This window comes from Aureimonas sp. AU40 (assembly GCF_001463785.1).
Classification (GTDB): domain Bacteria; phylum Pseudomonadota; class Alphaproteobacteria; order Rhizobiales; family Rhizobiaceae; genus Aureimonas.
On sequence record NZ_BBWL01000041.1, the window covers coordinates 360,042 to 373,579 of the forward strand.

Sequence of the window (13,538 nt, forward strand, 5' to 3'; positions counted from 1 at the left end):
AAAGAAAGCCGCGCTTGAGCGCGGCTTGTCTCCCCAAACCTTAGAAGAACGACGATGCTGGAAATCAAGAACCTTCACGCCCGGGTCGCCGAGACCGGAACCGAAATCCTTCGCGGCTTGGACCTGACGGTGGAAGCCGGCGAAGTGTCCGCGATCATGGGCCCGAACGGATCGGGCAAATCCACGCTCTCCTACATCATCGCGGGGCGCGAGGATTACGAGGTCACCGAGGGCGACATTCTATACAACGGCGAGTCCATCTTGGAGATGGATGCGGCCGAGCGTGCCGCCTCGGGCGTCTTCCTGGCCTTCCAGTATCCGCTGGAGATCCCGGGCGTCGCCACCATGACCTTTCTTAAGACCGCCCTCAACTCGCAGCGCAAGGCACGCGGCGAGGGCGAGTTGACAACGCCCGACTTCATTCGCCGGGTGAAGGGTTCGGCGGCTGATCTCAAGATCGACATGGACATGCTGAAGCGTCCGCTCAACGTCGGCTTCTCCGGCGGCGAGAAAAAGCGCGCCGAGATCCTGCAGATGGCGCTGCTCGAGCCCAAGCTCTGCGTTCTCGATGAGACCGATTCTGGCCTCGACATCGACGCGTTGAAGATCGTGGCGGACGGCGTCAACGCTCTGCGCGGCGCTGATCGCTCCTTCCTCGTCATCACCCACTACCAGCGCCTGCTCGACTACATCGTGCCAGACAAGGTGCACGTCCTCTACAAGGGCCGCATCATCAAGTCGGGCGACAAGAACCTGGCGCTGCAGCTGGAGAACGAAGGCTACGCGCAGATCATCGGCGAGGCCGCCTGATGTCACTCACCAAGACGCAGCCGCGCACGGCGGCGGAACTGGCGCTGATCGACCGAGCCGAGGGGCGCGTTTCCAACGACGCCTCGCGCGAGGCGCTCGACATGCTGCGAAGCGAGGGGCTCCCGAGCCGCCGCGTCGAAGCTTGGCACTACACGGATCTTCGCGCTCTTCTGGGTCGCCAGAAGCGTGAGGAAAGCGCCGAGATTGCTGGCCAACCGACCTTCCTGACGCCGCTCCTGCCGCAATCGCTCGTGGTCGAACTCGATCGTGCGGCGGCTGGCAACGATCCCGTCTCCGGCCTTACCCTTGCCGAAGGCCGGACCACCGCGCGGTGGAACCAGTCGGTCAACCATCTCGATCGCGGCTTCGACACGATCCGGGTTCTGAACCAGGCGATGGGTGCGCGCGGCGTAGAGATCGACATCGCGGCCGGCCTGACGCTGGCGTCCCCCATCGAACTTCGACCGGAGCCCAGCGCCACCGGCGGCCAGAGCTTCGCCAATGTGCGCGTCGGCGCGGGTTCGCGTGCGACCATTGTCGAGCGCGCGGCGCCGGCCGGTCCGGGCGCCGTCTCCACTGCGGTTTTTACCCTGGAGCTCGGTGACGACACCGATCTCCTTTGGATCGTGGTCCAGGAAAAGGGCTTGGACGAGAGCCATCTCGGACAGCTTAACGTGACGCTCGGCGCCAATTCGCAGCTGCGCCTTTTCGTCCTGAACGCCGGCGGAGCCGTCGTGCGCCAGGAGGTTCACGCGGTGACGGAAGGCGAGGGCGCCGATATCAAGATTCGCGGCGTTAATCTCCTGCAGGACGGCCAGCATGTGGATGTCACGACCACGCTGAACCACACTGTCGCCCACACGACCTCGACGGAGATTTTCCGCAACGTGGTCTTGGGCGGTCATGGCGTGTTCCAGGGCATGATCCGCGTCGCCAAGGGCGCACAGAAAACCGACGCGCGTCTCGCCTGCAACACGTTGCTCCTTTCGGAGGACGGCGAGTTCTCTGCCAAGCCGGAGCTTGAGATCTTCGCGGACGACGTCCAGTGCGGCCATGGCGCCACGGCCGGCGAGATCAATGCCGACCACCTCTTCTACCTGATGAGCCGAGGCATCCCCGAGGCCAAGGCGCGTTCGCTTCTGGTGAAGGCTTTCGTCGGCGAAGTGGTCGAAGAACTGGAAGACGAGGCCGTGGTCGAAGCGCTGGAAGCGCGGATCGACGCTTGGCTCGATAGCCGACACTGACCCATCCGGCGCTCGTTCCTTCGGGGACGAGCGCCCAGCCGGAGGACCGGACGCGATGAATGCCCCGTTCAGCTCTGCGACCCTGGATCGGCAACCCTACGATGTAGAGAGCATTCGGAGGGATTTTCCGATCCTCTCGAAATCCGTCTACGGCAAGCCGCTCGTCTATCTCGACAATGGTGCCTCGGCGCAGAAGCCGAATGCCATGCTCGACGCAATCCACCACGCCTATGCCGACGAATATGCAAACGTCCATCGCGGCCTGCATTTTCTGTCGAATGCCGCGACGGAGTCCTTCGAAAATGCGCGTGAAACGGTTCGCCGCTTTCTGAACGCACCGACGCCGGAGGAAATCGTCTTCACGCGTTCGGCGACGGAAGCGATCAACCTCGTTTCCTACGGGTTCGAGCAGGAAATCGCAGAAGGCGACGAGATCGTCCTGACAATCATGGAGCACCATTCCAATCTGGTGCCCTGGCATTTCCTGCGGGAGAGGCGCGGCGCCAAGCTCGTGTTCGTGCCGGTCGCGGACGACGGTTCGGTCTCGCTGGAGGATTTCGCCAAGGCGATCGGTCCGCGAACCAAGCTCGTTGCCGTCACCCACATGTCCAATGTCCTGGGTACGGTGACGCCGGTCAAGGACATCTGTGCGCTGGCGCAGGAGCGGAACATCCCCGTTCTCGTCGATGGCAGCCAGGGCGCCGTTCATCTCAGCATCGACGTGCAGGAGATCGGCTGCGACTTCTACATCTTCACCGGCCACAAGGTGTACGGGCCGACGGGTATCGGCGTGCTCTACGGCCAGCGCGAGCGGTTGGAGCAGATGCGTCCCTTCAATGGCGGCGGCGAGATGATCGTCGAGGTCAGCGAGGACAAGGTCACCTACAACGCTCCACCCCATCGCTTCGAAGCCGGCACCCCGCCGATCGTCCAAGCAATCGGCTTGGCCGCCTCGCTCGACTACATGCTCTCGATCGGACGAGATCGGATTGCCGCCCACGAGCACGAGTTGCTCACCTATGCGACGGAGCGGCTGACAGCGATCAACTCGTTGCGGATCTACGGCAACGCGCCGGGCAAGGGCGCGATCATCTCTTTCGACCTGGAAGGCATCCATTCGCACGATGTCGCTATGGTCATCGACCGGGAAGGCGTCGCGGTCCGCGCCGGCACGCATTGCGCGCAACCCTTGCTGAAGCGCTTCGGCGCCACGTCGACCTGCCGCGCCTCGTTTGGCCTCTACAACACGAGGGCAGAAGTCGATAGTCTGGCGGAAGCCCTCGAAAAGGCTAGGCGCTTCTTCGCCTGAGGAATCAAACGATGGAAAACACCTCTCACAGTGCCGCAGCGTCGGTCGAGGAGACCGAAAGGCCGGATCGCGCCGAGGCCAATATCGCCTTGGCGTGCGGCGGCACCGCCGTGTCCGCCATCCCGGCCGAGGAGTTGACGCGGCTGACGGACGATATCGTCTCAGCGCTCAAGACGGTCTATGACCCGGAAATTCCGGCTGATATCTACGAGCTCGGCTTGATCTACAAGATCGACATCGATGACGACCGAAACGTCGCGATCGACATGACTCTGACTGCCCCAGGCTGCCCCGTCGCGGGCGAGATGCCCGGTTGGGTCGAGAATGCCGTGGGTACGGTCGAGGGCATTCAGGTGGTCAAAGTCGAACTCGTGTTCGATCCTCCCTGGACGCCAGAGCGAATGAGCGAAGAGGCCCAGGTGGCCGTCGGTTGGTACTGACGGGCGTCCGGGTTGGTGAGGGCTTGCGTCCCATCGCAGTCTTCACCATTTGAAAGTAGAGCTTGAGAAGGGATCCAGCATGGGACGCTTCGCGGTAATGACGCTGACCGACACGGCGGCCGAGCGGGTTCGCTCGATCACGGCCGCGAACGGCGAGGCGCTAGGCATTCGCGTCGGCATCAAGAAGGGTGGCTGCGCTGGGATGGAATACACCATCGCCCTCGCAGACGGTCCCAAGCCAGGGGAAGACGTTGTCGAGCATGAGGGTGCATGTGTCTTCGTCGCGCCAGAAGCTGTCCTGTTTCTGCTGGGGACATGCATGGACTACGAGGAGACCGTGCTGCGATCGGGTTTCGTGTTCAACAATCCCAATCAGACGTCGGCCTGCGGCTGCGGCGAGTCGGTGGAACTGAAACCGGCCGATGCCAAGCAGCTTGAAACCGCCGACGCCTGAACGCTATCGTCCCACGCTTGAAGCAGGGACATCGAGAGCGCCATTCCTAACAAGCAAAAAGGCCAGCCTTGGAATGAGGCTGGCCATTTTGTTTACGTGAGCCGGGAAGCCCCGGCCTCGATTTGTCCGGTCAATGCCGATGGCACCTCAGAGGCGAGCGCCTGTACCGATCAGCATGAAAGCGGGAATATCGTCACCGAAACCAACGGGGCTCGGCTCGTCCATCCCGGAAGAGCGGCCGCCACGCCGGTCATTGTTGTAAGGAGCGGCACTGCTCGACCGTCGCGGATTCTCGCGCGGTGTGCGATCCCGGTCACGGCGCGTGAAGGGGGCGGCCTCTGCTACAGGCGCGACTTCGCTGTCGAAACTCGCCAGCGTACGCTCCGCAGCCTCGACGACATCGAGCTCGACATCGGTTTCGGGCGTTTCGGTTGTCTCGGCCATGCGCTCTCCTCGGCTGCGGCTTCGGGTGCGCGGGGATCTGGTGCGGGTGGACTCGCTCCGCTCGCCGCGTTCGCCACGGCGGCTACTGCGCCGCTCGGTTCCGCGATCGCCCTCGTCGTCGGCCGCCGCAGAGATCGTCGTCAGATCGCCCTCGAACCATTCGATGTCCTGGCCCGTCATGGCCAAGATAGCATCGAGAAACTTCTGGTCGGACTTAGAAACCAGCGTGAAAGCCTTGCCCGACCGTCCGGCGCGGCCGGTGCGGCCGATGCGGTGAACATAATCTTCGGCATGGATCGGGACGTCGAAGTTGAAGACGTGGCTGACCATGGGAATATCGAGACCGCGCGCCGCAACATCGGAGGCGACGAGAAAGGTGATCTTGTCGTCTCGAAACGACTGCAGCGTCATGGTGCGCGAGCGCTGGTCCATGTCGCCATGCAGCGCGCCGACCGAAAAGCCGTGCTTCTCCATGGAGCGGAACAGCAGCGAGACGTCGCGCTTGCGGTTGCAGAAGATGATGGCGTTGGTGATCTCTTCGCCTTGGCTGCGGATGACGCGGCGAAGCGCCTCGCGCTTGGCGTAGTCTTCCTTGCGGGTGGCGACCAAGCGCTGTTCCACCGTCTTGGCGGTAGAGGACGCCTTGGCGACTTCGACTCGCACGGGATTCTGGAGGAACTGGTCGGCCAGACGAGTAATTTCCGGCGGCATGGTGGCCGAGAAGAACAAGGTCTGACGGGTGAAGGGGATGAGTTTGCAGATCCGCTCGATGTCGGGAATGAAGCCCATGTCGAGCATCCGGTCGGCCTCGTCGATGACGAGGATCTCAACGCCGGTCATCAGTAGGCGGCCACGTTCGAAATGGTCGAGCAGTCGGCCGGGCGTCGCGATCAGAACATCGACGCCGCGTTCAAGCTTCTTGTTCTGCTCTTCGAAGGAAACGCCGCCGATCAGCAGCGCAACGTTCAGGCGCTGGTTGGCGCCGTACTTGACGAAGGACTCTTCGACTTGCGCGGCCAGTTCGCGGGTCGGCTCCATGATGACGGTGCGCGGCATGCGCGCCCGGGCTCGGCCCTGTTCGAGCATGGTCAGCATCGGGAGCACAAAGGAGGCCGTCTTGCCCGTGCCGGTCTGCGCGATGCCGAGAACGTCCCGGCGCGCCAAGGCGTAAGGAATGGCCTGTTCCTGGATCGGGGTCGGTTGCGAGTAGCCCGCCGCCTCGACAGCGGAAAGAACCTTCGCGCTCAAGCCTAGTTCAGAGAAGTGCATGAGATCGCTATGTCTTTCTGTCGGAGGAGAATGTCGCCGAAGCCCGTCTCCGCGCATAGGTTAGGTGCGCCATAGGCTTGACAACCCAATTTGTCAAGCAAATGGCCGGTTTGCGCTGTGGAAGAAGGCTTTCCGCGAAGACCGGTCCTGGGTTCAGTTAATGGATCTCTCGGACACTGTTTCGGCTGTCATGCTCGACTTGCGCGTTCAGTTGGTGGCTGGCCCGAAGCGATAGGGAGTGTTGGGCGCGATGAAGAGTTCGTACGTGTCGGTCACTTCGCCGTCCAACGGAAGGATGTCGAAGAAAAGGGTCAGATTGCTTTCCTGACCTTCTGCCGGGGGATCGGCGCGATAGCCGACCACAGCACCCTTCACCTCGGCGATCTCCGTCACCTCAATTGAGGACGATACGTGCGAGGTGTCGCCGGACTGCTCGATCTGCTGAACGAAGAACCGGTTGCCACCGTTTTCCTGCGCAGGCTGCGTCATCACCGTCCGCCAGACGCCATGGCGATCGCCATCCGTCCAAGGGCCGACCAACTGCACGTCACCGATGAGCGGATCGAGCCCGGCAATGGCCGAAAGCACCTTGGCGTTGCGTCCTGCTTCGTCCTGCGGCTTTGGGGCTGCAGGGGCGGGAGCCAGCGCAGGGGGCGCCTCAGTGGCGGGCTTGGTCTCGGTTGCAGGCACAGGGGCGGCGGCCGACGGCGTGTCCGTCGCGGCCTGTGCGAAGGCGAGGTGCGGCGCCAGTGTGACCGTCATCAGCGTGGACGCGAGCCATATCCGGGAGAAGCGGGTCATGGCGAGGTTTCCTTAGATATCGAGGTCGTTCACGAAGGCGGCCCGCTCCTGGATGAAGCGGAAGCGCGCCTCGGGCTTGTTTCCCATAAGCGCGTCCACCACGCCAGCGGTTCCGGCCTCGGGCGTCGAGTCCGCCACGACCCTCAGAAGCGTTCGCTTCCTTGGGTCCATGGTCGTCTCCTTCAGCTGAGAGGGTAGCATTTCGCCCAGGCCTTTGAACCGGCTGATCTCGACCTTGCCTTTGCCCTTGAATTCTTTGGCGATCAATCGCTCGCGATCCCGGTCATCGCGTGCATAGAAGGTCTTGCCGCCCTGGCTGAGTTTGTAGAGCGGCGGAACCGCCAGGAAGAGATGGCCCTCGCGGATCAGCTCCGGCATTTCTTGGAAAAAGAAGGTGATGAGCAGCGAGGCGATATGGGCGCCGTCGACGTCGGCGTCCGTCATGATGATCACGCGCTCGTAGCGCAGGTCGGTCTGTCGGTACTTCGAGCGCGTGCCGCAGCCGAGCGCCAGGGTCAGGTCGGCGAGCTGCTGATTGGCGCCGAGCTTCTCGCGCCCTGCCGAGGCGACGTTCAGGATCTTGCCGCGTAGGGGCAGTATGGCCTGCCGTGCGCGGTCCCGCGCCTGCTTGGCCGAGCCGCCGGCCGAGTCGCCCTCGACGATGAAAATCTCGGCCCCGGCAGCCCCGGTCTGTGAGCAGTCGGCCAGCTTGCCCGGCAGGCGCAGCTTGCGCGTCGCTGTCTTGCGGCTGACTTCCTTTTCCTGCTTGCGCCGAAGCCGCTCGTCGGCGCGCTCCACCACCCATTCGATCAGCCGTGCCGCGTCCTGCGGCGAAGAGGCTAGCCAGATGTCGAAGGAATCGCGCAGCGTGTTCTCGACGATGCGCTGGGCCTCGGTCGTCGCCAGCCGGTCCTTGGTCTGGCCGACGAATTCAGGCTCGCGGATGAAGACTGACAACATAGCGGAGGCCGTGATCATCACGTCCTCGGCGGTGATCGCTGCCGCACGCTTGTTGCCCGACAGTTCGGCAAAGGCCTTGAGGCCGCGCAGAAGTACGTTGCGCAGACCCGTCTCGTGCGCGCCGCCTTCCGGGGTCGGGATCGTGTTGCAATACGAGCGGACGGTGCCGTCGCCCGCCGTCCAGCAAACCGCCCATTCCACCGCGCCATGGCCCGACGCGCGTTCGGTTCGGCCGGAGAAGATCTGCGCGGTGATGCGTTGTTCGCCTTCCAGCGAGGCGTCGAGATAATCCTTGAGCCCACCTGGAAAATGGAACGAGGCCTTAGGCGGCGTCTTGCTGCCTTCGCCAAGCAGGGCAGGGTCGCAGGACCAGCGGATCTCTACGCCGCCGAAGAGATAGGCCTTCGAACGCGCCATGCCGAACAGGCGCGCTGGATCGAAACGTGCATTCGGGCCGAAGATCGCCGGGTCAGGATGAAAGCGGACCTTGGTTCCCCGCCGATTCTGGGTGTCGCCGATCTCGGCCAACGGCGAGGTGGCGAGACCACGCGAATAGGTCTGGCGGTAGAGCTTGCGGTTGCGAGCGATCTCGACTTCGAGCATGTCAGACAGCGCATTGACCACTGAAACGCCGACGCCGTGCAGACCACCCGAAGTCTCATAGACCTTCGAATCGAACTTGCCGCCCGCGTGCAGCGTCGTCATGATGACTTCGAGCGCAGACTTGTCCTTGTATTTCGGGTGCGGATCGATGGGAATGCCGCGCCCATTGTCGGCCACCGTGAGGAAGCCCTCGGCATCGAGCGACACGTCGATGACCGTTGCATGCCCCGCGACGGCCTCGTCCATTGAGTTGTCGATCACCTCGGCGAAAAGGTGATGCAGGGCCTTTTCGTCGGTTCCGCCAATATACATGCCCGGCCGACGCCGAACGGGCTCAAGCCCCTCCAGAACCTCGATATCGGCGGCCGTGTAGTCCTGCGATACGGGAGCGGCAGGCGTTTCTACCGGCTTGGGAGCGCGAGCGGTGCGCGCCGTGGCGGTCAGTTTGGGTGCGGCCGATCCGGCGAACAGATCATCGCTCATGGGCGATCGGCCCCTCTCTGCATCAAGGTTCGGAAATCTGAGCACTGCATGGGTGGGACGTATCGATTTCAGCAATGTTCTTCAAGTGTTCTCGTGTCTCGGACTGGGCGCGAGAGCTGGGTCGTTTATGGACAAAGATGCCGCCGATGTCGAACGGCCGAGCAAGGGAAGGATGGGAGCTATGGCGCGATTGCACCGACCGAGACACGGACGAACGCCTGCCCTGACGCTGGGCCTAGGCGCCTTCGTGATGGCGTTGGCGGTCGGAAATCCCGTCGAGGCCCGGTCCGGTCTGACGCTGCCACCCTTCAAGGACGCGCTGTTCGCCTATCCCGAACCGACCGCGATTTCGAAGGACGGTACCCTGAAGGATGTGCCCTACGCCGAGTCGCGAGACATCGACGTGCGCGACGAGATCCCTGAGCGGCGCGTGCGCGGCGCCTATGTCGAGCGTCTGCCGTCCGCATCTCAGGTCGAGGAGGTTTTGCCGAGCCCGAATGGTGGGCTCCACTGGACGCGAGTCGGCGAAATCGCAGGCGCGAAAGCCATCGTGGTGTTCGTTCACGGACGCAACGGAGACCGCCGACTCGGCATGAACGACTGGACCTTCGGCGGAAACTTCAATCGGCTGAAGAATCTGCTGACGCGGGCCGGCGGGGCCTATGTCACAGTGGATGGCGGACGGCTTGGGTCGGAAGATTCAACCCGCGTCGGGCACCTGATCGAGAGCCTGCGGGCGCGAAACGAGACCGGGCGGATCGTTCTTGCCTGTGGCTCCATGGGGGGCGAACTTTGCTGGAGTCTTCTGACCCAAGCGCCGATCGTCGCCGCCATCGATGGCTTGGTCCTTCTTGGCGCCAATAGCAGCTGGGATCGCTTCGACGCGCTGCGCAAGGCCGAAGGTGGACGCGATGTGCCGATCGTTCTGGCGCATGGGACGCGAGACAAGGTCTATCCTCTGGAGCGTCAGCGGACGTTTTTCGATGCCGTTCGCAGTCGGCAGCCGAGCTATCCCATCCGAATGGTTGTGTTCGACGATGGCAATCACGGGACGCCGATCCGCATGATCGACTGGCGCGAAACGCTCAACTGGATGCTGACCCGCTGAAACGAGAAAAGGCCCCGCGAGGGGCCTTTTCCCTTATCCGATCGGACGGATCGGATGAATGAGCCCGACGGCTTAGATCGAGTAGTACATGTCGAACTCGACCGGGTGCGGCGTCATTTCGAAGCGCAGCACTTCGGTCATCTTGAGTTCGATGAAGGCGTCGATCTGATCGTCGTCGAACACGCCACCGGCCTTCAGGAAGTCACGGTCCGCGTCCAGAGACTCCAGCGCTTCGCGCAAGGAGCGGCAGACGGTCGGGATTTCCTTCAGCTCTTCCGGCGGCAGGTCGTACAGATCCTTGTCCATGGCGGCGCCCGGGTGGATCTTGTTCTTGATGCCGTCGAGGCCGGCCATCAGCATGGCGGCGAAGGCGAGGTAGGGGTTGGCGGTCGGATCGGGGAAGCGAACTTCGACGCGCTTGGCCTTCGGCGACTGGCCGATCGGGATACGGCAGGAGGCCGAACGATTGCGCGCGGAATAGGCGAGCAGAACCGGAGCTTCGTAACCGGGGACCAGACGCTTGAACGAGTTGGTCGACGGGTTCGTGAAGGCATTGATGGCCTTCGCGTGCTTGATGATGCCGCCGATGTAGAACAGCGCGTTCTCGGAGAGACCGGCGTATTCGTTGCCCGCGAAGGTCGGCTTGCCGCCCTTCCAGATCGACTGGTGCACGTGCATGCCCGAGCCGTTGTCGCCGAAGATCGGCTTCGGCATGAAGGTCGCCGTCTTGCCGTAGGCGTTCGCAACCTGGTGGGTCACGTACTTGTAGATCTGCATGTTGTCGGCGTTCTTCACGAGCGTGTCGAACTTGACGCCGAGCTCATGCTGAGCGGCTGCCACTTCGTGGTGGTGCTTCTCGACCTTCACGCCCATCTCGGCCATGACGGTCAGCATCTCGGAGCGCATGTCCTGGCAGCTGTCGATCGGCGGCACAGGGAAGTAGCCGCCCTTGACGCGCGGACGGTGGCCGAGATTGCCCGTCTCGTACTCGCTGTCGTCGTTGGACGGCAGTTCGGTTGAGTCGAGCTTGAAGCCCGTGTTGTACGGGTCGGCCTTATAGCGGACGTCGTCGAAGATGAAGAACTCGGCTTCGGGACCGAAATAGGCGGTGTCGCCGATGCCGGACTGGTTGAGGTAGGCCTCGGCCTTCTTGGCGATCGAGCGCGGGTCGCGATTGTAGCTCTCGCCCGAGACCGGGTCGAGAATGTCGCAGATGATGACCATCGTCGACTGCGCGAAGAACGGGTCCATATGCGCGGTCTCGGGATCCGGCATGAGGATCATGTCGGACTCGTTGATCGCCTTCCAGCCACCGATCGAGGAGCCGTCGAACATCGTGCCTTCGGAGAAGATGTCCTCGTCGATCATCGTCACGTCCATGGTGACGTGCTGCAGCTTGCCGCGCGGGTCGGTGAAGCGCAGGTCGACGAACTTGACGTCGTTGTCCTTGATCTGCTTCAGAATGTCGTTGGCCGAAGTCATACCGGTCCTTCCTGATTGAACGACTGAACTCTGGTGTCTCGAAAGCCGCTCGGCTTTCAGATGGCGTCCGTCCCGACTTCGCCGGTGCGGATGCGGACCGCTTCCTCGACGTTGGAAACGAAAATCTTGCCGTCGCCGATGCGCCCGGTCTGGGCCGCCTTGCGGATCGCTTCGACCGCCGCCGCGACGGCGTCGTCGGCGAGCACGATCTCGATCTTCACCTTGGGGAGGAAATCCACGACATATTCGGCGCCGCGATAGAGCTCCGTATGCCCCTTCTGACGGCCGAAGCCTTTGGCCTCGATCACCGTGATGCCCTGAAGGCCGACGTCCTGAAGCGCTTCCTTGACCTCATCCAGCTTGAACGGCTTGATGATCGCCTCGACCTTTTTCAACGTCGCACCCCTTCCGCAAAGACCTGATTCCATCCTGCATCGCAGGAAGAAACGGCCGCTTTCGGCTGATCCCGCGGCGCCCTTCCGCTCTCGCGTCCTCTGGACGGAAGCGGCTTGCGCCTTATGCGTTGTCTATCGAATAGGGCAAACGTGCGCCACTGCCAAACAGGCTGGAACTGAAGCCCTTATAGGCAAACTTCTGTGAAATTTTTATGCAGGATGCATAAATTATGAACACTTCTGCCTCGCATCCCGAAGCTTGGCGTCTCTGGACGCCTCAGGAGATGAAGATTGCGGACGAATCTGCTGCTCGTGAGGGCATTTCGGTTCGTGAATTGATCGACGCAGCGGGACGGGCCGTAGCCACTTGTGTCTCTCGGAACTTTCAGAATGAGGGGCGGGTCGCCGTCCTCGCGGGCAAGGGCAACAAAGGCAAGGACGCGTTGGCAGCGGCTCGGATCCTCAGCGCCAAGGGTTGGGACGTGCTCATCTTCGCCGCGGTGGAAGATGAGGACGACTCCCGCGGCCTTGCCGACTTCGACCCGACGGGGTGCGATCTCATTCTGGACGGACTGCTCGGAGCAGGGCTCGACCGGGAGGTCGAGGGCGTGGTCGCTGAGGTGATCGACAAGGCCAACGCATCGGGGGTTCCGATCTTAGCCGTCGATATTCCCAGCGGGGTCGATGGTCGCACCGGGCAGGTGCGTGGTGCCGCTATTCGGGCGTCTCTCACGATCACCTTCGTTCTCCGCAAGCCCGGGCATCTTCTCCTGCCCGGTCGCGATCTCTGCGGCGCCGTGACCGTGGCGGAACTCCCGATGCCGGGTGCGGCAATGGCCGAGGCGCTGGACGATGCTTCGCCGACCTACGCCAACGAGCCGGCCTTGTGGCGAGCCTATGCGAGCGCACCGCTTAGCGCCCATCACAAGTATGATCGCGGCCATGCCGTCGTCTTTTCCGGCGGCATGGCGCAGACAGGGGCCGCGCGCCTTTCCGCCATGGCCGCGCTTCGCGGAGGAGCGGGCTTGGTGACCATGTTTTCGCCGGCCTCGGCCTTGCTGGTAAACGCGCATCATCTCACAAGCATTATGTTAAAACGCTGCGAAGCGGAGGATCTGGCCGGGCTCCTGGAGGACAAGCGATTGAACGCTTTCGTGCTCGGACCCGGCTATGGCATCGGCGAGCGTGCGAGGCAGGCGACGGAGGCCGTGCTCGCAGCGGGGCGGCGGCTTGTGCTGGATGCCGATGGGCTGAGTTCGTTCAAGGAGGAGCCGGAGGCGCTGTTCGCGGCCGCTCGCAGGGCGGTGACGGATCAGCCCACCCTGGTTCTAACGCCGCATTCCGGCGAGTTCGCCCGGCTCTTTCCCGATCTTGCGGCCGACAAGGCGCTGTCGAAACTCGATCAGGCGCGCGAGGCCAGCGCGCGCTCGGGTGCCATCATGGTGCTGAAGGGCGCCGATACGGTGATCGCGGCGCCCGATGGCCGAGCCGCGATCAACGCGACCGGCACGCCCTGGCTTGCGACGGCTGGAACGGGCGATGTGCTGACCGGCCTCATCGCTGCGCAACTGGCTCAAGGTGTACCGAGCTTCGAAGCCGCCTGCCTCGGTGTCTGGATGCACGGCAAGGCCGCCGAGCATTTTGGACCCGGTTTGATTTCGGAAGACTTGCCGACCTGTCTGCCGGCCGTTCACCGGGAGTTGGCGAGCCTTTCGGCGGAGCAGGCGCCGTAGCGC

At 63.1% G+C, this 13,538-nt stretch carries 11 protein-coding genes and 1 pseudogene; 7 read left to right on the forward strand and 5 right to left on the reverse strand.

What is annotated here, in order from left to right:
- The first annotated feature begins 54 nt into the window (after positions 1-54).
- The 5 genes and pseudogenes from sufC to sufA all read left to right on the forward strand — a co-directional run bounded on the left by sufC (position 55) and on the right by sufA (position 4,257).
- Positions 55-810 carry a Fe-S cluster assembly ATPase SufC gene (gene sufC / locus AUL32_RS15240; RefSeq protein WP_061976145.1) on the forward strand — a complete coding sequence of 252 codons (756 nt, stop codon included), beginning with the start codon at positions 55-57 and terminating at the stop codon, positions 808-810.
- The gene (gene sufD, locus AUL32_RS15245) at positions 810-2,054 is read left to right on the forward strand and encodes a Fe-S cluster assembly protein SufD (RefSeq protein WP_062116496.1); all 1,245 of its coding nucleotides are present in this window, start codon (positions 810-812) and stop codon (positions 2,052-2,054) included. Before sufC ends, sufD begins: the two co-directional genes overlap by 1 nt.
- Positions 2,055-2,109: 55 nt before the next feature.
- Positions 2,110-3,363 (forward strand): cysteine desulfurase, encoded by a 1,254-nt coding sequence (locus tag AUL32_RS15250; RefSeq protein WP_062116499.1) that lies wholly within the window; start codon positions 2,110-2,112, stop codon positions 3,361-3,363.
- A gap of 110 nt (positions 3,364-3,473) precedes the next feature.
- Positions 3,474-3,803: pseudogene (locus AUL32_RS15255) on the forward strand (SUF system Fe-S cluster assembly protein); the annotation flags it as partial.
- 79 nt (positions 3,804-3,882) lie between these two features.
- On the forward strand, positions 3,883-4,257 hold the full coding sequence (sufA, locus tag AUL32_RS15260) for a Fe-S cluster assembly scaffold SufA (RefSeq protein ID WP_062116504.1): 375 nt from the start codon (positions 3,883-3,885) through the stop codon (positions 4,255-4,257).
- A gap of 147 nt (positions 4,258-4,404) precedes the next feature.
- On the opposite strand, the gene AUL32_RS15265 is transcribed toward sufA, so the two are convergent.
- The 3 genes from AUL32_RS15265 to parE all read right to left on the reverse strand — a co-directional run bounded on the left by AUL32_RS15265 (position 4,405) and on the right by parE (position 8,817).
- Positions 4,405-5,970: a DEAD/DEAH box helicase gene (locus AUL32_RS15265; protein ID WP_062116507.1), complete on the reverse strand. Its 1,566-nt coding sequence runs from the start codon at positions 5,968-5,970 to the stop codon at positions 4,405-4,407.
- 207 nt (positions 5,971-6,177) lie between these two features.
- Positions 6,178-6,771 carry a hypothetical protein gene (locus AUL32_RS15270; protein ID WP_062116510.1) on the reverse strand — a complete coding sequence of 198 codons (594 nt, stop codon included), beginning with the start codon at positions 6,769-6,771 and terminating at the stop codon, positions 6,178-6,180.
- A gap of 12 nt (positions 6,772-6,783) precedes the next feature.
- Entirely contained in the window at positions 6,784-8,817 is a 2,034-nt protein-coding gene (gene parE / locus AUL32_RS15275; RefSeq protein WP_062116514.1) for a DNA topoisomerase IV subunit B, read from the reverse strand.
- On the opposite strand from parE, the gene AUL32_RS15280 reads away from it, so the two are divergent.
- Positions 8,816-9,925 carry an alpha/beta hydrolase family protein gene (locus tag AUL32_RS15280; protein ID WP_156421480.1) on the forward strand — a complete coding sequence of 370 codons (1,110 nt, stop codon included), beginning with the start codon at positions 8,816-8,818 and terminating at the stop codon, positions 9,923-9,925. The two genes, parE and AUL32_RS15280, sit on opposite strands and share 2 nt — an antisense overlap.
- A 72-nt stretch (positions 9,926-9,997) precedes the next feature.
- Here the strand turns inward: AUL32_RS15280 and glnA are convergent, their stop codons facing one another.
- Both glnA and AUL32_RS15290 read right to left on the reverse strand, forming a co-directional pair.
- Positions 9,998-11,407, reverse strand: coding sequence for a type I glutamate--ammonia ligase (glnA, locus tag AUL32_RS15285; protein ID WP_061976137.1), 1,410 nt, complete (start codon positions 11,405-11,407; stop codon positions 9,998-10,000).
- Between the two features lie 56 nt (positions 11,408-11,463).
- The gene (locus tag AUL32_RS15290; RefSeq protein WP_019995247.1) at positions 11,464-11,802 is read right to left on the reverse strand and encodes a P-II family nitrogen regulator; all 339 of its coding nucleotides are present in this window, start codon (positions 11,800-11,802) and stop codon (positions 11,464-11,466) included.
- A 284-nt stretch (positions 11,803-12,086) separates the two neighbouring features.
- Here AUL32_RS15290 and AUL32_RS15295 point away from each other — a divergent pair, with 284 nt between their 5' ends.
- The gene (locus AUL32_RS15295) at positions 12,087-13,535 is read left to right on the forward strand and encodes an NAD(P)H-hydrate dehydratase (RefSeq protein ID WP_156421492.1); all 1,449 of its coding nucleotides are present in this window, start codon (positions 12,087-12,089) and stop codon (positions 13,533-13,535) included.
- The last annotated feature ends 3 nt before the right edge of the window (positions 13,536-13,538 follow it).